Source organism: Mammaliicoccus sp. Dog046 (assembly GCF_034039665.1).
In the GTDB taxonomy this organism is placed as follows: Bacteria; Bacillota; Bacilli; order Staphylococcales; family Staphylococcaceae; genus Mammaliicoccus.
The window spans coordinates 1,986,414-2,008,347 of sequence record NZ_CP120131.1; the positions used below are offsets into that span (position 1 = coordinate 1,986,414).

The 21,934-nt window shown below is 32.6% G+C and carries 28 protein-coding genes and 1 riboswitch; of the genes, 10 read left to right on the top strand and 18 right to left on the bottom strand.

Annotated features, from left to right (window positions below; genetic code table 11):
- Positions 1-565: 565 nt before the first annotated feature.
- The 7 genes from P3U32_RS09825 to P3U32_RS09855 form a co-directional block, all read right to left on the bottom strand.
- Entirely contained in the window at positions 566-1,384 is an 819-nt protein-coding gene (locus P3U32_RS09825) for a MetQ/NlpA family ABC transporter substrate-binding protein (protein ID WP_323702959.1), read from the bottom strand.
- 15 nt (positions 1,385-1,399) lie between these two features.
- Positions 1,400-2,095, bottom strand: coding sequence for a methionine ABC transporter permease (locus tag P3U32_RS09830; protein ID WP_323702960.1), 696 nt, complete (start codon positions 2,093-2,095; stop codon positions 1,400-1,402).
- On the bottom strand, positions 2,088-3,113 hold the full coding sequence (locus tag P3U32_RS09835) for a methionine ABC transporter ATP-binding protein (protein WP_323702961.1): 1,026 nt from the start codon (positions 3,111-3,113) through the stop codon (positions 2,088-2,090). Before P3U32_RS09835 ends, P3U32_RS09830 begins: the two co-directional genes overlap by 8 nt.
- 79 nt (positions 3,114-3,192) lie before the next feature.
- Positions 3,193-3,297: riboswitch (SAM riboswitch) on the bottom strand.
- 29 nt (positions 3,298-3,326) lie between these two features.
- A complete protein-coding gene (locus tag P3U32_RS09840; RefSeq protein ID WP_323702962.1) occupies positions 3,327-3,650 on the bottom strand; it encodes a thioredoxin family protein in 324 nt (107 codons plus the stop codon).
- Positions 3,607-4,011: a toprim domain-containing protein gene (locus tag P3U32_RS09845; protein WP_323702963.1), complete on the bottom strand. Its 405-nt coding sequence runs from the start codon at positions 4,009-4,011 to the stop codon at positions 3,607-3,609. The genes P3U32_RS09840 and P3U32_RS09845 overlap by 44 nt, the downstream gene beginning before the upstream one ends.
- A gap of 100 nt (positions 4,012-4,111) precedes the next feature.
- Positions 4,112-4,492 (bottom strand): glycine cleavage system protein GcvH, encoded by a 381-nt coding sequence (gcvH, locus tag P3U32_RS09850; protein WP_323702964.1) that lies wholly within the window; start codon positions 4,490-4,492, stop codon positions 4,112-4,114.
- A gap of 67 nt (positions 4,493-4,559) precedes the next feature.
- Positions 4,560-4,913 carry an arsenate reductase family protein gene (locus P3U32_RS09855; protein ID WP_323702965.1) on the bottom strand — a complete coding sequence of 118 codons (354 nt, stop codon included), beginning with the start codon at positions 4,911-4,913 and terminating at the stop codon, positions 4,560-4,562.
- A gap of 142 nt (positions 4,914-5,055) precedes the next feature.
- On the opposite strand from P3U32_RS09855, the gene P3U32_RS09860 reads away from it, so the two are divergent.
- Complete coding sequence (locus tag P3U32_RS09860) at positions 5,056-5,376, top strand: thioredoxin family protein (protein ID WP_323702966.1); 321 nt, start codon at positions 5,056-5,058, stop codon at positions 5,374-5,376.
- 176 nt (positions 5,377-5,552) lie between these two features.
- Here the strand turns inward: P3U32_RS09860 and P3U32_RS09865 are convergent, their stop codons facing one another.
- A complete protein-coding gene (locus P3U32_RS09865) occupies positions 5,553-6,092 on the bottom strand; it encodes a nitroreductase family protein (RefSeq protein WP_323702967.1) in 540 nt (179 codons plus the stop codon).
- Positions 6,093-6,103: 11 nt separating this feature from the next.
- Entirely contained in the window at positions 6,104-6,841 is a 738-nt protein-coding gene (gene aroD, locus P3U32_RS09870) for a type I 3-dehydroquinate dehydratase (RefSeq protein WP_323702968.1), read from the bottom strand.
- A gap of 304 nt (positions 6,842-7,145) precedes the next feature.
- On the opposite strand from aroD, the gene P3U32_RS09875 reads away from it, so the two are divergent.
- Positions 7,146-7,919, top strand: coding sequence for a DUF4352 domain-containing protein (locus P3U32_RS09875; RefSeq protein ID WP_323702969.1), 774 nt, complete (start codon positions 7,146-7,148; stop codon positions 7,917-7,919).
- A gap of 361 nt (positions 7,920-8,280) precedes the next feature.
- On the opposite strand, the gene P3U32_RS09880 is transcribed toward P3U32_RS09875, so the two are convergent.
- Positions 8,281-9,234 carry a DMT family transporter gene (locus tag P3U32_RS09880; RefSeq protein ID WP_323702970.1) on the bottom strand — a complete coding sequence of 318 codons (954 nt, stop codon included), beginning with the start codon at positions 9,232-9,234 and terminating at the stop codon, positions 8,281-8,283.
- Positions 9,235-9,374: 140 nt separating this feature from the next.
- On the opposite strand from P3U32_RS09880, the gene P3U32_RS09885 reads away from it, so the two are divergent.
- Positions 9,375-9,791 (top strand): organic hydroperoxide resistance protein, encoded by a 417-nt coding sequence (locus P3U32_RS09885; RefSeq protein WP_323702971.1) that lies wholly within the window; start codon positions 9,375-9,377, stop codon positions 9,789-9,791.
- A gap of 526 nt (positions 9,792-10,317) precedes the next feature.
- On the opposite strand, the gene P3U32_RS09890 is transcribed toward P3U32_RS09885, so the two are convergent.
- Together P3U32_RS09890 and P3U32_RS09895 are read right to left on the bottom strand one after the other, a co-directional pair.
- Positions 10,318-11,562 (bottom strand): hypothetical protein, encoded by a 1,245-nt coding sequence (locus tag P3U32_RS09890; RefSeq protein WP_323702972.1) that lies wholly within the window; start codon positions 11,560-11,562, stop codon positions 10,318-10,320.
- A 109-nt stretch (positions 11,563-11,671) separates the two neighbouring features.
- Positions 11,672-12,208, bottom strand: coding sequence for a DUF8453 domain-containing protein (locus P3U32_RS09895; protein ID WP_323702974.1), 537 nt, complete (start codon positions 12,206-12,208; stop codon positions 11,672-11,674).
- 126 nt (positions 12,209-12,334) lie between these two features.
- Between P3U32_RS09895 and P3U32_RS09900 the strand changes: the two genes are divergently transcribed.
- On the top strand, positions 12,335-12,649 hold the full coding sequence (locus tag P3U32_RS09900) for a MazG-like family protein (RefSeq protein WP_323702975.1): 315 nt from the start codon (positions 12,335-12,337) through the stop codon (positions 12,647-12,649).
- Between the two features lie 78 nt (positions 12,650-12,727).
- Here P3U32_RS09900 and P3U32_RS09905 read toward each other — a convergent pair whose 3' ends face one another.
- The 4 genes from P3U32_RS09905 to rpsN all read right to left on the bottom strand — a co-directional run bounded on the left by P3U32_RS09905 (position 12,728) and on the right by rpsN (position 15,458).
- Complete coding sequence (locus tag P3U32_RS09905; protein ID WP_323702976.1) at positions 12,728-13,228, bottom strand: GNAT family N-acetyltransferase; 501 nt, start codon at positions 13,226-13,228, stop codon at positions 12,728-12,730.
- A 146-nt stretch (positions 13,229-13,374) separates the two neighbouring features.
- Entirely contained in the window at positions 13,375-13,881 is a 507-nt protein-coding gene (locus P3U32_RS09910; RefSeq protein WP_323702977.1) for a GNAT family N-acetyltransferase, read from the bottom strand.
- Positions 13,882-13,962: 81 nt separating this feature from the next.
- The gene (locus tag P3U32_RS09915) at positions 13,963-15,156 is read right to left on the bottom strand and encodes a GTP-binding protein (protein WP_323702978.1); all 1,194 of its coding nucleotides are present in this window, start codon (positions 15,154-15,156) and stop codon (positions 13,963-13,965) included.
- A 32-nt stretch (positions 15,157-15,188) separates the two neighbouring features.
- Positions 15,189-15,458: a 30S ribosomal protein S14 gene (gene rpsN, locus P3U32_RS09920; protein ID WP_323702979.1), complete on the bottom strand. Its 270-nt coding sequence runs from the start codon at positions 15,456-15,458 to the stop codon at positions 15,189-15,191.
- Positions 15,459-15,750: 292 nt separating this feature from the next.
- On the opposite strand from rpsN, the gene P3U32_RS09925 reads away from it, so the two are divergent.
- Complete coding sequence (locus P3U32_RS09925; RefSeq protein WP_323704875.1) at positions 15,751-16,158, top strand: VOC family protein; 408 nt, start codon at positions 15,751-15,753, stop codon at positions 16,156-16,158.
- A gap of 90 nt (positions 16,159-16,248) precedes the next feature.
- Here P3U32_RS09925 and P3U32_RS09930 read toward each other — a convergent pair whose 3' ends face one another.
- Positions 16,249-16,779 (bottom strand): GNAT family N-acetyltransferase, encoded by a 531-nt coding sequence (locus tag P3U32_RS09930; protein WP_323702980.1) that lies wholly within the window; start codon positions 16,777-16,779, stop codon positions 16,249-16,251.
- A gap of 138 nt (positions 16,780-16,917) precedes the next feature.
- Between P3U32_RS09930 and P3U32_RS09935 the strand changes: the two genes are divergently transcribed.
- Positions 16,918-17,880, top strand: a complete 963-nt coding sequence (locus P3U32_RS09935; RefSeq protein WP_323702981.1) for an arsenic resistance protein — start codon at positions 16,918-16,920, stop codon at positions 17,878-17,880.
- A 52-nt stretch (positions 17,881-17,932) separates the two neighbouring features.
- On the opposite strand, the gene P3U32_RS09940 is transcribed toward P3U32_RS09935, so the two are convergent.
- A complete protein-coding gene (locus P3U32_RS09940) occupies positions 17,933-18,160 on the bottom strand; it encodes a hypothetical protein (RefSeq protein WP_323702982.1) in 228 nt (75 codons plus the stop codon).
- Positions 18,161-18,335: 175 nt separating this feature from the next.
- Between P3U32_RS09940 and P3U32_RS09945 the strand changes: the two genes are divergently transcribed.
- The 4 genes from P3U32_RS09945 to P3U32_RS09960 all read left to right on the top strand — a co-directional run bounded on the left by P3U32_RS09945 (position 18,336) and on the right by P3U32_RS09960 (position 21,704).
- On the top strand, positions 18,336-19,595 hold the full coding sequence (locus P3U32_RS09945) for a Y-family DNA polymerase (RefSeq protein WP_323702983.1): 1,260 nt from the start codon (positions 18,336-18,338) through the stop codon (positions 19,593-19,595).
- 267 nt (positions 19,596-19,862) lie between these two features.
- Positions 19,863-20,582, top strand: a complete 720-nt coding sequence (locus P3U32_RS09950; protein ID WP_416361248.1) for an SAR2788 family putative toxin — start codon at positions 19,863-19,865, stop codon at positions 20,580-20,582.
- Positions 20,583-20,595: 13 nt separating this feature from the next.
- On the top strand, positions 20,596-21,222 hold the full coding sequence (locus tag P3U32_RS09955) for a DUF3885 domain-containing protein (protein WP_323702984.1): 627 nt from the start codon (positions 20,596-20,598) through the stop codon (positions 21,220-21,222).
- Positions 21,223-21,269: 47 nt separating this feature from the next.
- Entirely contained in the window at positions 21,270-21,704 is a 435-nt protein-coding gene (locus P3U32_RS09960) for a S8 family serine peptidase (protein WP_323702985.1), read from the top strand.
- Positions 21,705-21,934 lie beyond the last annotated feature (230 nt).

Below are 21,934 nucleotides of genomic sequence, written 5' to 3' on the forward strand. Positions count from 1 at the left end.
TATTGGACCGTTAGTTGGACAATTGATAGCTTTGGTGTTTTTATTTACCTTTAGTTTTTTAACTCAGTTATTAATTTATGAAACGCTAAGTAAAATTTATAAACAAAACAGCTTATTCATTTATTTTAGTGCAGCGACAATGTTCATTTTATTTATCATATTGCTATCGCCTCTTTATATTTAGTAATTTCGGCGTTCAATGTTGCTTGTCGACCTCCACTTGCAATATTCAACGCCCCGATGTTGCTTGTCAGACTCCACTTGCAATATTCAACGCCCCGATGTTGCTTGTCAGACTCCACTTGCAACATTCAGCGCCTTAATGTTGCTTGTCGACCTTCACTTGCAATATTCAGCGCCCCAGTGTTGCTTGTCGACCTCCACTTGCAATGTTCAGCGCCCCAATGTTGCTTGTCGACCTCCACTTGCAATGTTCAGCGCCCCAGTGTTGCTTGTCGACCTCCACTTGCAATGTTCAGCGCCCCAGTGTTGCTTGTCGACCTCCACTTGCAATATTAATCCATAAAAAAAGCCCTCTAACTTTTGTGTTAGAGGGCTTTAAAATTTATTTTGCTGAAATAACAGCACCATCGTATTTTTTGTTGATGAAGTCTTTAATTTCTTTTGATTGTAATACTTTAACTAATGCTTTGATTTTCTTATCGTCTTTATGTCCTTTTTGAACTGCGATTAAGTTAGCGTATGGTGAATCTTTTCCTTCTACAGCGATTGAATCTTTAAGTGGATTTAATCCTTGTTCAATTGCAAAGTTAGAGTTGATGATTGTCGCATCGCCTTCATTCGCTTGATAAGATTTTGGTAAGAATTCTGCTGATTGTTTATTGTTGAATTTAATATTTTTCTTGTTTTCAGTAATGTCATCAAATGTTGCATCTACTGGATTAACGCCATCTTTAATTTTGATTAATCCTGCTTTTTCGAAGAATGATAAGAATCTTCCTTCTTCTGCTGGGTTATTTGAAACATATACTGTAGCGTTCTTAGGTAAATCTTTTAATTTTTTATATTTTTTTGAATAAACTGCCATTGGTTCTAAATGTACGTTACCTGCTGATTCGATTTTATAACCTTTTTCTTTAGATTCTGTTTTTAAGTAAGGTGTGTGTTGGAAGAAGTTTGCATCCAATTCACCTTTATCTAAAAGTTTATTAGGTGTTGTATAATCGTTAATTGTTTTAATTTCTAAATCATAACCTTCTTTTTTAAGAAGTGGTTTAGCTTCTTCTAAAATTTCAGCATGTGGAGCTGGTGATGCACCGATTTTAATTGTTTCTTCTTTACCTTTTTTGTCGCTATTTCCACCACAAGCAACGAGAACTACCGTTAATAATGATACTAATAATAATCCAAAAACTTTTTTCATATAAATGACACTCCTTTAACGTTTATCAATTTTTTTAACTATTATATCTCCAATAAATTGGATGACGAATACAATGATTAATATAAGTATTGTTGATACTAATATGACGTCGTTTTGATTTCGTGTAAATCCTGTTAAATAAGCTAAGTTACCAAGTCCACCTGCACCGATAACTCCGGCAATTGCTGTAGATCCTACTAATGCGATTGCTGTCACTGTAAGTCCTGAAATTAATGCTGGTAGTGATTCTTTTAATAAGACTTTTCTAACGACTGTCCATGTTGTTGCCCCCATAGACACAGCCGCTTCGATTACACCTTTATCAATTTCTTTCATACCAATTTCAACTAATCTCGCATAGAATGGTGATGCCCCAATAATTAAAGCAGGTAAAGCACCTTTCGGACCACTAATTGTACCAAGTAATATATCTGTAAATGGTATCAATAATAAAATTAATATAATGAATGGAATTGCTCTAAATAAGTTCACAATAAACGATACGATTGAATAGAATATACGTGAACTTTTAGATGTTCCTCTTGATGTTAAGAATAATAACGTACCTAATATTAAACCGAAAACAAATGTAAATACTGTTGAAACCACTGTCATATAAAGGGTTTCGTTTAATGCTTCCCAAACAGCATCCCATCTCACGTTAGGCATTGTAATCATTTCAGTAATGATATCCCCAAATGACTTATTCACCTACGTTCACCTCAACCTTCACACCTAAATCTTTAAGCTCTTCAATGATTTCTTTTTTAGAGTAATCACCTTTAGGTAAATGCACGATCATGTGACCAAATGTACCATTTTGAGTTAACTTCACATCACCTTCAATGACGTTGATATCTACATTGTAATCTTTAATGATTTTAGCTAATACCGGGTTCGCACTTGAACCTCCAACAAAATTCAATTTCCAAATTTCGCCATGTGGTTGAGTTTCTCTAAAGTTACTTAACGTTTTATTTAGATCATCTGCTTTTAAATCATCTTTAACAAATCGTTGTGTGACATGTGTTTGAGGATTATTAAATACGCTGATAACTTCACCTTGTTCAACGAATTTACCATTTTCCATAACAGCAACATGATCACAAATCTTTCTAATAACATGCATTTCATGTGTAATTAATACGATTGTTAATTTTAATTCTTTGTTGATATCTACTAATAAATCAAGAATCTCGTCTGTTGTTTGAGGGTCTAATGCACTTGTCGCCTCGTCACATAATAGTACTTCAGGATCATTAGCTAACGCTCTAGCGATACCTACTCTTTGTTTTTGTCCACCTGATAGTTGAGAAGGATATGCATTTTCTCTTCCTTCTAATCCTACTCGTTTAATGAGGGCAACCGTTTTTTCTTTAATTTCTCTTTTTGGTACACCCGCGATTTCTAAAGGAAATGCGATATTATCTTGCACTGTTCTAGACCAAAGTAAATTGAAGTGTTGGAAAATCATGCTTATTTTTTGTCGTTTTTTTCTAAGCTGACTTTTATTTAACTCTCCCATATTGACATTATCAATAATGACTTCACCTTCAGTTGGTGACTCCAGTCCATTAAACATTCGAATTAACGTACTTTTTCCTGCTCCCGAAAAACCTATAACGCCATATATGCTTCCCTTATCTATTTTTAAGTCAACATTGTCAACAGCGGTTATGTCGCCTTTTTTAGTTTTGAAAGTTTTAACAACTTTATTTAACTCAATCAAATCTGTTGCCTCCTAATCTCAAAAATTAAAAACGCCTCACTCTAATAAATAAGAGAAAGGCGTGAAATTTATTGTCTTTCTCTCATCTCCAAAAGTTAACACTTTCTGTGAATTGGCACCATTTCATTTACATGACGGTTGCCGGGCTTCAAAGGGCACATCCCTCCACCACTCTTGATAAGAGTTATTACGTATTTAATTAAATTCATACTATCATGATAAGTTTTTAGCGTCAATAACTTTTTGAATATTCTCAACTATAAACGGGACGGATTGAAAAGCATAAATACGCTTCATCACTTTATCCTGTTTCATAATAAATAGTACTGGCACCGACTGAATCTCATAATCTTTACAAAATTCAGGGTAAAAATTCAAATCGCTTTTATTGATTGGTAATTGTGTAATTTGGTTTGCTATATCCAGCATGCGTTCTGATATTTTACATGTACCACATGTCGGTGTGTAACCAAATAATAAATGAATGTCTTCATCAAAATGCTTGTATATATCGTTCGATATTTCTGTGTGTGTCATGATAACGGTACTTCCCTTTCAATACAAAATCATTGTTCACTGCAAATCCATGATAGTTTAACACATTCGCTAAGTATTGTCTTGGGCAGCGTGCTACTTCTGAAAAAGTAGAATCTATATAAATATGATGACTTTCACTTACATATTTTTCAAACCATTTTCTAATACGTTTGCCTTCTTTATCTTGATCCACAAGCACGTATACTTGTGCACCATAAATTTCATCTAAAAGCTCGTCCATCTTTTCTACACCCATTGTTCCATGGGTGCATATAATATGAACTTGATCATTTAATACTTCTTTCACTCGTTTCTTATCTGAAATACCTTCTACGATTAAAACTTTTTTTATGATCGTCATGGGCTTCACCTTCTACAAATGAATAATATTAGTGTTCAACTTCAAAATGAAACTACAAAAAACTCCATGATACTACAGTACCGTGGAGTTAAATGTCATGCTATTCACCTATCATTTCGCTATACGCATCCGCGTCTAATAACTCATCTAATTGAGCTTTGTCAGTTAATTCAACTTTAACCATCCAAGCTTTGTCATATGATGATTCATTAACAAATTCCGGACTATCTTCTAGTTCTTCGTTTACTTCAACGACTTTACCAGATAGTGGTGCATATAGTTCAGAAACTGTCTTAACAGATTCTACACTACCGAATGAATCTCCACTTGTTAATGCGTCACCTTCTTCAGGTAACTCAACGAACACAATGTCCCCTAATTCTGATTGAGCAAAATCAGTAATACCGATTGTTGCAACATCGCCATCTACTTTTACCCATTCATGTTCTTTTGAATATTTTAACTCACTAGGCACTGTCAAAGTAATCCCCTCCTATATGTAATTCAATTATTATCATGACATAAAGCGATTATTCAAGCAACTATTTTTATAACCAAGTATTACGATATTCTTCTTCTTTGAAGCCTAACGTTACTTTGTTACCTAATACTGCTAATGGTCGTTTAATTAACATGCCATCTGAAGCTAATAAATCGAATTTTTCATTGTCTGATAAATCTTGCATTTTATCCTTCAAGCCTAACTCGCGGTATTTAGCACCTCTAGAATTAAATAATTGATCAACAGTAATTTCTGTTCCATCAATCATATCCTTTAGTTCTTTAGCTGTAGGTGTAAGTTGTGTAATATCAATCGGTTCAAAACTCGCACCATTCATTTCTAAGAACTTTGCTGCTTTTTTACAAGTTGTACAATTAGGATATTGATAAAATTTTATCATGTACTTACCTCCATCTGTCTATTTAAATCCATTATAACAATATTAACGTTCAACATGATAGTAATGAGTTAAATATTTTTTTTAATATTGAAAATAAGATATAATCCAAGTATAAGTATAATATCTAAGGAGCAAATAAATCATGAGAACAATTAGTCAATATGCAGAATTCGAAGAAATTACACAAAGTGAAACACCTGTCGTTGTAAAATTCTTTGCTGATTGGTGTCCAGATTGCACGAGAATGAATCAATGGATTGATCCTATTATTGATGAATATAGTCAATACAACTGGTATCAAATCAATCGTGACCAAGTGCCAGAAGCAGCAACTGAAAATGATGTTATGGGTATCCCAAGTTTATTAGTATTCTCTAAAAACGAAAAGCTTGCCCACTTACATTCAGCTAATGCGAAAACACCTGAAGATGTAAAAGCTTTCTTAGCTGAACATTTAAAATAATATAAAAAGGGAGCGGGACAGAAATCTAATTTATAAAAAAAGATTTCGTAGTCCCGCCCCGGCAAGGATGACTAGAGTTGAAAAAAGCTTGATACAAGCGCATTTTTAACTCAGTCATCTACTGCCAAGATACTAAAAGAGACTGGGACATTATATTATGTCCCAGTCTCTTTTATTTACCATCTTGTTAATATAGATTGGTTTTTTCTTTTCATTAATTTAACGTTCGGATCTGGTTCTGTAATATATAAGAATCCATTCACTTCTTCATCTGCATGTGCATCAACAATACTTCTAAATGACGGCTTGAAGATAAATTCCGGTGTCTTCCAACAAGATCCCATTCCTTCAGCATGTACAAGTAACATTAAGTTTTGCACAAATGCACCAATTGCCATTTGATCTTCTAAGTATTCTTTTTGTCTCGGATCACGTTTAGATAATATAACAAACATGCCTCCGACTTTAGTTACTTTATTAATGTATTTATCCTGCTTTTCTTTATCATTTGGAAATGCAGATTCCGCAACTTGTTCTGCGAAATCGGGAATTTGTTTTTTACTAATATAAACCAATCTCCAAGGTTCTCTCATTCCATGATTCGGCGCATATGCAGCAAGTTCAACTAAAGATAATACTTTTTCTTCGTCGATGTACATTTCATAATCATAATTCTTTACGCTACGTCTTTCTATAATAGCTTGCTTTAATTCCATCTTCTACACTCCTACTTTTGATATAAAGCGAGTTGCTCTTTTATTTCTTTCACATGTAATTGTCCAGGTGCCGCTTCTTTACCAACGTAACCATAAGTAAATTTAGATCCAAATAGTCCACCTGTAATTCGTGTCATTCTTCCTAATTCACCCATAGATATGCCAATCACATCGATATCCAATTGATGATACGCTCTATTCATTGCATTAAGCATTGCAAGTAGATGCTTTTCATTTTGAGGCATTACAGCTAATTTTCCGATGTCTGCACCTAATTCTGCCATTTTTTCAAAAGTAACATACATCTCTTCTACATCTGGTGTTGATTTAAAATCATGATGTGAAATGATAATTTTAACTTCATGATTTTGTGCTTTTGTAATACAATTCATCAAATTATCTTCATACGTATCAAGTTGAATATCTACATAATCCACTTTTTTATTATGAATCATGTCTTGCATTAATTTATAGTAAGTTTCATGATCGAATTCTCCAAACCCACCTTGCCCTACTGAACGATAAGTGAACAAGATTGGTGCTTGTTGATATGCATCTTTAAAAGTCATTAATGTTTTATTAATGTTTTCAATTGATGTATCTGCTAACGTATCTGCTCTAAACTCCACGATATCTATTGAATCTTTGTTTAATTCAAGTTCTTGAACAGTTTTTTTGATATCTTCTTCTGTTTCTAACGATATTGTCGCAACGATATAAGGAAACGTTTTCTTTTGTTCATCAGTCATAGTCATTCCTCCAATGTTCTTCTATTTATATTTTACATGAGTAGCGATATTTTTTCTATGAATCTATGCATTTACTTCACATACTTCGTACATTTAGTTGAGTTTATAAATTATATTAATTGAATATTAAAGTTATATTTATCTTAAACTTATGTAGATTTATTTCCCTAATTACTATAAAATAAAAGTAATTAATAATCACAACAATTGTTATACATTCACTTAACAACTGGTCTATTCTCCTTTTTAGCTATGTATAGACAATTTAGTCTTATTAAAATTATTATTAAAAGGGGGGAATATTATGGCAAATTCTAACCAGAATCCATTTAACACGAATGCTTCGGGACAGCAAAACTCGCAACAAAGTAATCCATTTAACGATTCAAACGGGAGTAATCCACCACCTACCTCTGGTGATGAAAATGGTTCTAGCATGAAACCTTGGCTATTTGGCTGTGGTGGGTGTTTAGTTATCTTCATCATTTTGGCAGTCATTCTTGGTGCATGTGCAGCAACTCCAATCAAAAATCAAATTGACAACATGACTAACAAAACAGAAGAAAAATCTACAGAGGAAAAATCAACTGAAGAAGACACTACAGAAGAGTCAACAACTGAAGAATCTACAACCGAGGAATCTACGACAGAAGAAGATAGCAGTAGTTCAACTACAGAAAGAAAATCTACATCTGTTGGTAATTCAATTGATGTGGTCGGTACAAAAGTAACTGTTGATAGAGCTGAATTCGTTGAACCAAGTTCTAAATATAGTAAACCTTCTAAAGGTAAAGTATTAAAAGTTTACTACAAACTTCAAAATATTAATAACTCTAGTTTATACGTAAGTGATTCAAACTTCGGTATTCTTGCAGATGGATCTCGTGTTTCTAAATTCTATGGTATGGACGATACAGACGATGGATTCTCAGCCAGTCTAAAACCAGGTGAATCTGATGAAGGTTATGTTTATTATGATGTACCTGACGCAGATAAATATGAAGTTTATCTCAAATTACGTTCATCTGAAAAAGCTTACGAAATGAAATGGAACATCAATGATTCAGACGTAAAGTAACGACAAAAGATGAAGCACAGAATTCAACATCTCAGTTTAAACATCGCTTCTTCTATTAATCATCTTGCAAATTTGAAGATAATAAAAGAGTCTGGGACATAATGTCCCAGACTCTTTTTGTCCATTAACTATATATAGATTAACCATGCTAGCAGGATTGTTTCACGGAACTATCTCTTTAGATTTTCTAACAAGATTGTTTTCTGAAACTATCTCGTTAGCGTATCATTTTCTTATTTTTTGTAGTAAATTATGCTTTTTTGCGGGCTATTTTCGCTCTAACGGGATTGTTTCACGGAACTATCTCGTTAGCCATGCCCAATGTTGTATGTCAGCCCTCACCTGCAATATTTAGCAATTTTTATGATACTTTTCGATTAAACAATTTATCTATAAAGCTATAGATACACATACCTACAATAATTAAACCGACACCAATCATACTCAATCCGTTCGGTAATGGTAATCCCATCAAAATCATTTCTCCAATAATAGCAAATACAACTTCTAAAGATTGCGTGGCTTCTACAGCTGCTAATTGATCTTGATTATCCTTCACTAAGTTCGTTGCATAGAAGAATAATACTGTTGCAATAATTCCTGAGAATAAAGCAACAACAAATGATTGAACGACTTGATTAAATGATGGTAAACCCTCAATCACAACGCCTATTATAAATATCGTGATCCAAATTGGTATTGTAACGAGTGTCATACCGTATACACGTTCTATCGTCCCTATTTCACTATTTACAACTTGCATCATTTTTCGATTTCCGAGTGGATAACATACTGCTGCAATTAATATTGGCAAGAACCCTAATAAGAATACATGCATTTCTATATGACGTGCTTGTGGAATTTGTATAATGATAATACCAATAAACATGATCCCTGAAATCAACAACGAACGCCATGGAATTTGATGTCTAACCATTGTTTCCTTGCCTTGAATAACTACTTTTTCAACAAATAATGGTGCTAACAACATGCCACAAATAATCGTAATTTGCCAAGTACCTGAAATTAACCAGCCTGGGCTATATTCGGCAGCGAATGTTAATGGTGCGTAGAATAATACAAATGCAAAGACGCTCCATATCAACCATGAACGTCGATGATGCTTAATATGTTGTGTAACTACTTTTGTTCTCCCCTTAATAAATACGATTAGCCATAAAAACGGCAACATAAAAATAAATCGAAGCGACGCACTAAAGTACCACGCCCCACCTTCATCTGCCATCATATGATTAAAAACAAAAGTAACTGCAAAGAATAAAGCTGCAAGAACACCTATTAATATCGCCTTCATGTCGTAACCTCTCTTTATGTATAATATTTATTATTTCATATTATTAAACATTTTTATATTAAAACTTTTTATATATTTATGATTGAAAAAACGTGTTACGGGTAAATATGATATATAAACTTATTAGGAGGTCTTTTTTAATGGCGACTCATTATGAAACAAAAGCAACAAACACTGGTGGACGTAAAGGTCATGTATATACAGATGATAAAGCAATTGATGTAGATGTTTTACCACCACAACAAGCAGACGGCAAAGCAACAAATCCGGAACAACTATTCGCGGCTGGTTACGCTTCATGTTTCAATGGTGCATTTGATTTAATTCTTAAACAAAATAAAGTACGTGATGCTGAACCAGAAGTGACTTTAACAGTACGTTTAGTTGATGATGAAAATGCAGAAAGCCCTAAATTAGAAGTAGATATTGATGCTAAAGTAAAAAATCTTTCTCAAGAAGATGCTGAAAAATATCTAAAAGACGCTCACGATTTCTGCCCATATTCAAAAGCAACACGTAATAATATAGATGTTAAATTAAATGTTGAAACAGTTTAATTTATGCTGAGAGAAGCGGCTGAGATATAATGTCTCAGCTTATACTTTGAACAAACTGAACTTAGATTGATAAGTTCAGTTTTTTTTGTGTGTAAATATTAATAGGATTCTCTTGCTTATCGGATGTTCGACGGCTCAATGTTGCTTGTCGAGCCTCACTTGCAATGTTCAGGCGCTCAATGTTGCTTGTCGAGCCTCACTTGCAATGTTCAGGCGCTCAATGTTGCTTGTCGGGCTCCACTTGCAATGTTCAGGCGCTCAATGTTGCTTGTCAGCCCTCACTTGCAATGTTCAGACGCTCAATGTTGCTTGTCAGCCTCCACTTGCAATGTTCAGGCGCTCAATGTTGCTTGTCGGGCTCCACTTGCAATGTTCAGGCGCTCAATGTTGCTTGTCAGCCCTCACTTGCAATGTTCAGACGCTCAATGTTGCTTGTCAGGCCTCACTTGCAATGTTCGACACTATATTCAACTTATTTTCAACACAAAAAAAGAGGTTGGGATTCCCAACCTCTTTTATATACATCTTATCTTTCTTCAGATGATGAATTTGATTTTTCTTTTGCTTTTTGAGCTGCCTGTTGAGCGGCTCTTTCTTTTGCTTGTTGTTGTTGCTGTTGCTTAGCATCTTCAGCGGCTTGTTGTTGTTTTTGTTGCTCGGCTTTTTGTTCTGCTGCCTTTTGTTCTGCAGCTTTTTGCTCTGCAGCTTTCTGTTCAGCGGCCTTCTGCTCTGCGGCTTTTTGATCTGCCGCCTTTTGTTCAGCTGCCTTTTGCTCTGCTTCTTGTTCCTTTTTAGCATTAGCTTGTTCTTCTTGTTTTCGTTGTTTTTCTTCTTCAGCAGCTTTTTTATCCGCTTCTTGTTGCTGCTGTTTCTCTTCTTGAGCTGCTTTTTTATCCGCTTCTTGTTGACGTTTCTTCTCGTCTGCAGCTGCTTGTTTATCTTGTTCTTGCTGGCGTTTTTTCTCATCTGCAGCTGCTTGCTTATCTGCTTCTTGCTGACGTTTCTTTTCTGCATCATTATTATTCGGTGGTGCTACTGTAGGTTGTTCACTTGTTTGAAGTTCTTGAGGTGGTAACATTTGATTTTCATTTGTTTGTTGTTTATCTTCATTAATTGATTTACGTGGAATATCCCATACCGCTTTATATGGTTTTTTAGATGGTTTGTAATCCATTTCTACTTTATAACCATTCATATCTGCCACGTCATAATATACATATGCAGATTCAGATTGACCTTTTTCTAATTGATATTGGAATCCACCTTTATTATCTTTCATACCGTTAAATTGTGGCTGCGCTTCACCATCTGTTGTAACTTTAAAATTCGTATGATCGATTAAAGCTTTTTCTTTATTTAAATTCTTAAATTTATAGTTAACCTTTAAAATTTTACCATTTTGAGAATATGAATATCCGTCATCTGGTTCGACAAATTCAGCTTTTGTTACTGTGACTTCTAATTCATTGACTCTTATTTTGTCACCTATTTTTAAATTTTTTAAATCTTTTTTAGATGTGTCTGCTATTTTCTTATCTTGAACACCTTTATCTTCATTAAATAGCTTGCTGTATGAATAGTCTTTATTAAATGCCATGCTTACAAATATACAAGCAAAACAAATAGCACCTATAAAGAACATTATAATTGTACTCACTAAATAGCTTCCATAAGCACGATCTTTAGCATATTTGACTACTGCAGTTACTAAAGTCGTTATAAAGGCAATGGATATAATTATCCATAGTATTACAAAAAGTAAACTACTCATTGCTTCCCTCCTTATTTTTTGTTTATTATTTTCATGATAGCACGAATTCCTTAAAAAATAGTGCTAAATTAATTAATTTCTTGCAATTATTATCATTAATTATACAATTTTATTCATTTTCTAAATTTTCAAATGAAAGTTCGTACAAATCTTTGTCATCCAAATTCACAAAATTATCAATAGAAATTCTATATTCATTTGAATCTCTCTTTTTCGAAACTTGACCATTATACTTTAACTCAACTGTCATATTTGTTTGATACCCGTTATTTTCAATCGTATTTCTAAACTCTTCAAAAACCTTTTGATTAATTGGAATTAAATAAAACTGATTGTTCGGCAATATATTGATATGTTTACTTTGAAGTATTTCATTATCGTTTAATTTTAAAACAACTTCGATATTTCTAGCCGAACCACCGCCTAAATTTAATAACTTAAAAGCGGTATGAACATACTCATGGTCAGAAGAAGTTAAGTTAACTACTTTAATATCGTCTTTCTTTTCTAAAATAATTTGATCAAAAGATAAATAAGGTATAAACGAAATTTTTATTTGCCTAATTTGAATCATAACGGAAATAAAGTACAAAATTGCCATAATAAAAGTCCCTATAGACCCAATCGCCTGTATAATGCTAATCATATTCTCACCTCACAGCACATACTTGTTCTACCCCTATACCCACTCTATAGTTCGTAAATCATATAGAATTGAAACCGTGAACCTACTATTATACAATTAAAAATGAAATTGAAAGGAGATAATCAGATGAATATAAATGAGTTCCAATTATGGACTAAACAATTTTACAAACAAAGAGGATGGTACGAATTAGATGTTTTCAAACGTTTAGCATTTCTGACAGAAGAAACAGGTGAAGTAGCAAGGGCCATTAGAGCAATCGAAATTGGTAGAGACCGCCCTGATGAATCTATATTAAATAATGAAGATAAGATAACAGAATTAAAAAGTGAACTCGGTGATGTCTTTGCTAATTTAACAATTATTGTAGATAAATACGACTTAAACATAGAAGATATACTAAAGGAACATTGCGATAAGTTAGATCAACGATTTAATTAATATTATTTGATGTGATAATAGAATTAAAAAAGGTTCAGTACTCTTTTAACGAGTACCGAACCTTTTTAAAATTACTTTTTAATATTCTTCTTTTAAAATGCCGTAAATTAATGAGTCTCTGAAACCATCTTTCAGTTTCACATTTTGTCTTAATATCGCTTCATGTTTCATGCCTAATTTTTGTAACACTATTTCTGAAGCGGTATTTCTAATATCTGTTGATGCCCAAATTCTATTAAGTTTCAGCACTTTGAAACCATATTTAATAATTGTTCTACCGATATCTGTAGCAATACCGTTACCCCAATAATCCGGGTGTACAATATAACCCAACTCTGCACTTTGGTTTTTAGTATCACTGACTAATTGGACAGCGCCAATGACTTTATCTTTGTCAGCATCTACAATCACATTGTACATCCAGTTTTCATCTCTGTTTAAAAGCATATTCACAAAAGCTTCTGTTTCTTCATATGTTTGAGGTTCCCATACTTGATATTGACTCACCTCTGGCTTGGCATTAAATGCGTGTATATCGTCTATATCTGACTGTTTTAAATCTCTTAAGTAGTAATCCATTTAGACGTCCTCCAATTAGTTTATGTAAATTCATGAATGGCGTTATCTTATCATAATCTGCAGGTTAAACAAAGTTTTATATTTTTTAGGGTGATTACCGGCTCAGTAATTTTCAGTACTGAGCCGGTATTACAGTTTCTATCCCTTCACTCACTAAAATAATATACATTTCCTTCTTCATTATAATCATCAAACGTTGAATCGTGTTTCAACCCTAATGATTCTGCTGTTTTTATGGAGGGTTCGTTTTCTTTTTTTGTGAGTGCAACGATTTGATATTGATTATTTGTTAGTTCTTTAACATGGGATATGACGCGCTCACTTGCTTCTCCTACATATCCTTTTCTCGTTTGAACTGATTCTATTCGATAGTATATATTCAAATATGTTTGTCCCTTTATTTCTTTAAATTGTAGTCCGCACATACCTATTGGTTCATAGTCTTCTTTTTTAATTAATACATAATACCCAAATCCATGTGTATCATAGTGTTGAATCCATTGATTTAATGTTTCTTTAAATGTTTCCATTGATGTTACGGGGCCATTTGGATTGTATTTCTGGTTCAATGGGTTGCTGTGCACTTCAAATAATGTATTGATATATGTATTTGCTGGTGGTACAAGTTTCAGTCGCTCAGTTTCTAATATCATCGTCAACGCCTCCTTCACTAAATTTATCCTTTATCATACCACTAACCACAAAAAATACCTATCCTTTGATAGGTATTTTTATTATGATAATTGCCATTGATATGGATCATTTAGTTTAGACCAATCTTCATCCATTTCTTGTGTTTTTACTAAACATGCATCTAGTGATTGTGTAATTTCATCGACATCTAAGTCACTGCCGATAATAACAAATTGTGTTTCTCTATCACCATATTCAGAATCCCAATTCTCTTTCACTTCAGGACGTTCTGCTAATATTTCTTCTTTCTGCTCGTGCGACATTGCATCAACCCAATAAGTCACTGGATGTATATTCACGAATGAACCTGCCTGCGATATCAAACATGCAACGTGATTATACTGCGCTAACCAGACAATACCTTTTGTTCTTATAATATTAGGCTGCATATCTTCCATCCATTGGTTGAATCGTTCTGCATGAAACGGCAATCTTCTCTTATATACAAATGATGAAATACCGTACTCTTCCGTTTCAGGCGTATGCTGTGCATGTCCACCTTCTGTTAATTCTTTTATCCATCCCGCAGACTGACTTGCTTTCTCATAATCAAACAACCCAGTATTTACAACATCTTCTAATGGTACTTCTGAAAAACGTGTCGTTATAAATTTTGCTGTAGGCTGTATTTTTCTGAGTATGGTTTCTAACTGCTTCAAATCTTCCTCATCAACCAAATCTGCTTTATTCAAAATCAAAACATCACAAAATTCTATTTGATCAATAAGTAAATCAGAAATAGAACGCTCGTCTTCCGAATCAACACCTTGGTCTCGATCTCTTAATAAATCTTCAGAATGCATATCATTCACAAAACGATGTGCATCAACGACAGTAACCATCGTATCTAATCGACATATACGTGTTAAATCTATACCTAGCTCATCATCCATATATGTAAATGTTTGTGCAACAGGTACAGGTTCGGAAATACCTGTCGATTCAATAACAATTTGCTCCACATCTCCACGCTGAACAATCTTCTCAACTTCCATCAGCAAATCTTCTCTTAATGTACAGCAAATACACCCATTTGAAAGTTCGACAAGTTTCTCATCCGTTCTAGAAATCCCGCCACCTTCTACAATCAAATCCTTATCAATATTAATCTCGCTCATATCATTTACAATTACCGCTATCTTTAAACCCTCACGATTTTGCAAAATATTATTTAACAACGTCGTTTTGCCTGATCCTAAATAGCCACTTAATACAGTTACAGGTATCTTATTCAAACCATTGCCTCCTCATACTTTTATAAAAAAACTTACCAACTTGATTTTTTCAGACCAGGAATTTGACCCTTATGTGCATAATCTCTTAAAGCAATTCTAGACATACCAAACTTTCTATAGACACCTCTTGGTCTACCAGTCACTTGGCAACGACGCGTAATACGTGTTGGTGATGCATCACGTGGTAACTTCTTCAAACCCTCGTAATCTTTATTCGCTTTTAATAATTCACGTTGTTCACGATATTTTTCTACCATTTGAATACGTTTTTGTTCTTTTGCAATTTTAGATTTTTTCGCCATTTATAGTGCTCCTTTTATATTTTTAATGTGAATTGAAAAAATGAAGCCAACATAACGTTGGCTTGAAATCGTATATTAAAGAAAGTAAAGTAGTCAAAATCATCTCTCGGAGGTAAATCGTAATGACTACGTTTTAAATATAAAGTATATGTTTCATTTTTGCAAGTAGAAATTTTTATTTTTCTATTGATTCGGAAATTATAAATTGATTTCAAATTTTATTTCGTTTACCATTATAATTATCAGAATTTTCTAACCACAAACTACAATATATAGAAACAGGTGAACTAATATCGAATTTAAAGACTTTCATGCATCACAAATAAGAATAGCAAGACCTACTGATAAATTTGAAGAAGTCATAAATTTTTATCAGAATGGACTAGGTTTGAAAAAAATAGAACAATTTGAAGGAAAAAGAGGTTATAAAGGGGTTACTCTTGGATTGCCAAATACAAATTATCACTTAGAATTCACTACACATATAGAAGGTAGCCCTTGCCCATCTCCAACAAAAGATAATCTTTTAGTTTTTTATATAGAGAATAAGCAAGAAATAAATAATGTTGCCACTCGCATAAAAAATTTAGGCTACCCAGAAGTCGCGCCAGAAAATACTTATTGGGAAGAACTAGGAGTTACGATTGAAGATCCTGATGGATGGAGAATTGTTTTAATGAATCGATCGTATACAAAATAATCGATTAATACGGATATTCAGTTTAAAATACCAATTAATATAAAAAAACAAACCGCCAACCTGTCCATACGACAGATTAGCGGTTTGTTATTACTTCAAATATTCTTTTGCCAGCACACTCATGTGAATGTCACTATAATATGTTCCATTTATTAGTGCAGTTTCTCGTTCTTCTCCTTCTTTTATAAATCCTGCATTTTCATATGCTTGTATGCCTCTTTGATTATATTTCAAGACTTTTAAATGTATTCTATGTAACTTTAAGGTTTCAAATCCGTATTTTAATACTTCCTTTGTAACCTTCGTACCTATGCCTTTTGACCAATATTCTGAATTGAAGATACCTATTGCAAATTTGGCTTTATTATTTTCACTATCAACTACTAATCTTACTTGCCCGATAAATGTACCTTTATATTCTATTGCCCACTCGTAAGGTTCTTTTCTAATTTCTGCTATTAATAATTTAGCTTTGTCCTTTGACTTCGGTGTTTTATAATCTAATGTTGATCCATACATTTCTAATAATTCTTTACTAAATGGTACAGACATATAATCTTCAATGTCTCGTTCTTCTGCATCTCGTAAAATTAATTCATTATTTATTTTAATATATTTCATACGACACCCCTTCTCCTATGAATCTTTATCACTTAAATTCTCATTGGTAATTTGAGTAATTATACTACATAATAGCATAAGTGATTGTTATATTACCTGCTTTGTATTGAAGGTATGATTACGTTAAAGGAGCATCTTATGAATCGTATTAAATTATTTTTAGAACTTAAACAAATTTACATATACATGCTATTTTTAATTTTTGGCATTGTCTTCGGTCTTTCTTTTGAACATGCTAAATATGTGTTCGAACCTTTTATTTCAATTTTTATTATCATTCTCATGTTTGGTATGTTTACTCAAGTACCGTTCTTCTCATTGAGAAATCAGCGTTTAAATCTAAAGTATTTGTATGCTTTGATTCTTTCAAACTTTGTATTCATACCTATACTTGTATTTACACTCGTATCTTTATTTAACATTTCATCGACACCGCTTCTGATTGGTCTTTACTTAGTGTTGTTAACACCTTGTATTGATTATGTCATTGTATTTACAAACTTAGGTAAAGGTAATATGGAGTATATGCTAATTTCTACACCTATATTATTTATTCTACAAATGTTATTACTACCTATTTATTTTTTATTATTTTTAAATCAAGATCTTTCTCACTACATTGATTTTCGACCTTTTATTGAGACTTTTATATGTATGATAATCTTGCCTCTGCTTGCTGCGGTTGCTTTACAATTTCTGAGTATCAAGTCTAAAACATTCACTCCGTTATTAAATTTATCGGAATGGATTCCAGTACCGTTTATGGCACTTGTATTAATGACTGTTGTCGGATCTCAAATGAGTTGTATTGTCTCTGATTTTCATCATGTCTTACGTGTTGTTCCTATTTATATTTGCTTTATGATTATTGCACCTTTGATCGGTTTACTAGCTGGCAAATGGTTTCAGCTACCCGTTGATTTAAACCGTACTTTAGCTTTTAGTTCAAGTACACGAAATGCTCTAGTCGTCTTACCTTTAGCATTATCCTTACCCAATCAATGGTCTAGCATTGTAACTACTGTGATTGTTACACAAACATTGATAGAACTTATTGGAGAATTGATTTACATTAAACTCATTCCCCGATTAATTAAATAAAATGTAATAGACCCATGCCACATATTGCTGACATGGGTCTATTTTAATTTGTTCAAAATAATCCTAATACGTTACCAATAAGTCCAGCAAATGCTATAAGTAATCCAATGCCGGACAATGTCCATGTAATCATTGATTTTTGATTTCTTTTATTTGTTTCGTTCATATTTTTCTCAAATTGATGCATCGATATTGTTATTTTATCTTGAATAATATTCGGTAAGCGATCAATCTTCTCATTTAATTTATCAAATTCTTTTTTCGTCATAAATTCAGCCATTGTTCACACCTCATTTATTAGATATTCATTTAGATTATATGATTTTAAAATAGAATGGCCAACAATTTATTTTCCTCTATCTGACTTAAAAATTATAGACGTTTAAGTATTTTTCTCTTTACAAAACAGAACGTACGTTCTTATAATAAAACTACTATATAACTGAGGTGGTTTTATGTATAACTACGATAATTGTCTAAACAAAGATATTTTATGTGTAGATTTAAAGAGTTTCTTTGCGTCTGTTTCTTGCATTGAAAAGGGATTAGACCCTCTTACGACAAAACTAGCTGTTGTTGCTGATACGAAACGTCAAGGTTCTGTTGTACTTGCTGCTACTCCACCATTGAAAGCAATCGGTATTTCTACGGGTTCGCGTTTATTTGAAATACCTCAACGTAAAGATATTTATATTATTAACCCAACAATGAAGAAGTATATTCAGTTATCAACACAGATTAGTAAAATCGCTCTCGACTATGTTGCACCTGAAGATTTCCATCAATATAGCATTGATGAGTTTTTCATGGATGTTTCAGAGTCTTATCATTTATTTGCGCATGCACCCTTTTCATTAGCGGTTCAGTTACAAGATCGCATTTTTAAACATACTCAAATTCGCAGCACGATTGGCATTGGTCCTAATTTATTGCTCGCGAAACTTGCTATGGATATTGATGCTAAACATACAAAGCTCGGGATATCAGAGTGGCGTTACGAAGACGTGCCTGATAAACTTTGGCCGATTCAACCATTACGAAAAATGTGGGGCATTAATAAACGTACTGAAGTTAAATTAAATCATAAAGGGATATTTACAGTTGGGCATTTAGCAAACTACTCTGTTGAATATTTGAAGAGAGACTTCGGTATTTTAGGCGTTGATTTACACCTACACGCAAATGGTATTGATGAAAGTATGATTAGACAACCTCATAAGACATATGATAAATCTTTAGGAAAATCTCAAATCCTTATGCGTGATTACCAGCTGAATGAATTGAAAACAGTATTAAATGAACAAGTCGATGAAGTGTATTTTAGAGCGCGGAAGTTAAATTTATATCCTACACGTATTAGCGTAAGCGTAGGATATGCTGATGTTGGTGGTGTCAGAAAACAATTTACGAACAAATCCGGGTTCATGAACACATACGCTATTGTAGATACATTATGGGCATATTTATCACAACACTTAGAAACAGATAGACTCTATCGCACAATCGCAATTTCATTTGGTAAATTCATCCCTAATCAAATTCAGCAACTCACATTGTTTGATGATCCCTTTCAAATTAAGACAGAAGCGGTTGAAAAACATTTAGACTTTCTCCGTTTGAAATATGGGAAAAATATTGTCATGCGCGGTTCTAGCTTATTACCAAGTGGTACACTCCTAGAAAGAAAAGGATTAATAGCTGGGCATAAAGCTTAAATTCATAAACTTATATTTAGTACAGTAATCAATTCAAATTGATTACTGTACTAAATATCTGTGACAATAAAAATAAGCACCTCTTTCATGAAAACCAAATTTTTCACGCGAAATATTTTACATATAAAGGAATTAAATTCATATATTGACAATCTTATGGAAATAATTAACTATAGTAATAAGTAATTATTTCTTCATGAAAATAATTACAAAATCAACTAGGAGGATTTATATGAAGTTTAAAATTTTAAACCCTTTGTCTATTTAATTGCTTTCGCTGTATTATTCTCAGGATTTGGTAATATACAAGCACAAGAGGACAATAGTATTATTAAAGAAAATCCTGAAGTAACCGACACCCTTTCAAATGCGGATGTTACTGAAAATAAATCTGGAGAAATATCTAAAGTTAACACATTAATCGACGATGAAGAAATATCATTAGATACAACTTTGACGAACAATTTTGAAACAGGAGATATTAATTTAAAAGGAGAAATATCTAATAATGATGAAATAGAAAACATCGACTATTCTATAGACTTAACTTATGCGGATGAAAACGACATTGCAGGATTCTTAATTGATAACAAAACAGGAAAAGAACACGAATTCGATACTCGTTTATCTGAAGCTTCAGCAGCTCCTTTAGTTGTAGTAGCTGTCATGGCTGCTCGATATGGTATCAAATGGGCTATTAAAAAATATGGAAAAAAAGCCGTGAATAAAGCTGTCCAATCAAATACACACCGTATAGCTAAAGGGATTAATAAAAGCTTACTAAATAGTACAGGAGTTAATTTAAAAAAATTCACAAGCAGAGTTAGTAAAAAAGGAAAACCAGCGACCTATAAAGATCCAAAATCTAAATGGATAATTCAAAGAGATACTGCTGGCCACGGAGGAAAATGGTGGAAATTAAAAAATCCTAAAGGCCAAATTAAAGCTGCTTTAGATAAAAATGGAAAAATAATAAGTAAAAGTTAAAAGGATGATACCAATGATACAACTACCCATTTATAAAAAAGAATTTTTTTTAAAAGACATGACATTTCACGTAGATTTAACAGAAGGACTACAACAATATTTAGAGAGACCTGAACATGTTAGTGTAGATACTTTTTCAGAATACAATCCTATATATTTTAAAACAGTGAATGAGAATGCGGTTAGTGTCTTCGACTATGTATTCTCAAAGTATGATCATTTAATTTTTGTTGCCTCTATTATGACTTATAATGATGTTCCAAAAGAACGTACAAATTTCTTGTCCAAATATATAAAAAATCACCACAAATGGAAATATCATTTACAACGAAAAGTATTTAAAAATGATATTGATATAGATGAAGATTTTAAAAACTTCGAATATTACTGGGTGAAAATTGACAAAAAAGATTTAAGACATAAGAAATTGATTGAAAGTATCGCGAATATGGATTTCCCAAGAAGAACACCAAATATGAACAAACGATGGACTTGGAACGATTACTTTATCCTAAGTGAAGATCAAAATATAACATTCTTTATGCATGACGATACAGGTATAGGAGTTAATTTTAAAAATAAAGATGATTATGTAGCATTCAAGAAAAAATATGAACATTTTAAGTATGAATACGTTTAATGAAATCTATAATAAAAAAGGATTTTAATGTTAAAAAATTCATAAGTATGTATATTATAATATCAACTATGATGCTTATCTGTTACTTTATTTACTATAATCACAGCAATAAATTCATCAAAGTAGCCGTATTAGATACGGGTATAGATAGTAAATTAATTCGAAGTAAAGTAATTTCTAAAAATTTTCTCCACATATCTAAACATAAAAATATGCATGGCACTAATATTGCTAAAAAAATAGAAAATCAAAATAAAATCATTATATACGATGCAGAAGTATTAAATAATAATGGTAATGGGACCATAGAAGATACGATAGATGGTATAGATTGGGCTATTAAAAATAAAGTGCATATTATTAACATGAGTTATGGTTTTACACATAATTATAAAGACCTTCAAGAAAAAATAACAGAAGCAAGAAGTAAAGGAATTATCATCGTGACAGCCAATGGTAATGATATCTTTGGACAAAAATAATATCCAGCTTCATATCAAGAGACAATCTCTGTTGGTGTCATGAAAAATGAAAAGAGTAAATCCATCTTTAATTCAAATGACGATGCAGACATATATATTCAATTATGCAATAACTCTAAAAAAAACAATAATACATCTGAAGCTACCGCAATAGCCACTAATAGATTAATCAGGATATATGATAACAAGTTAGTAAATATGACTAAGCCTGAACTAGTTAAATTAATTAA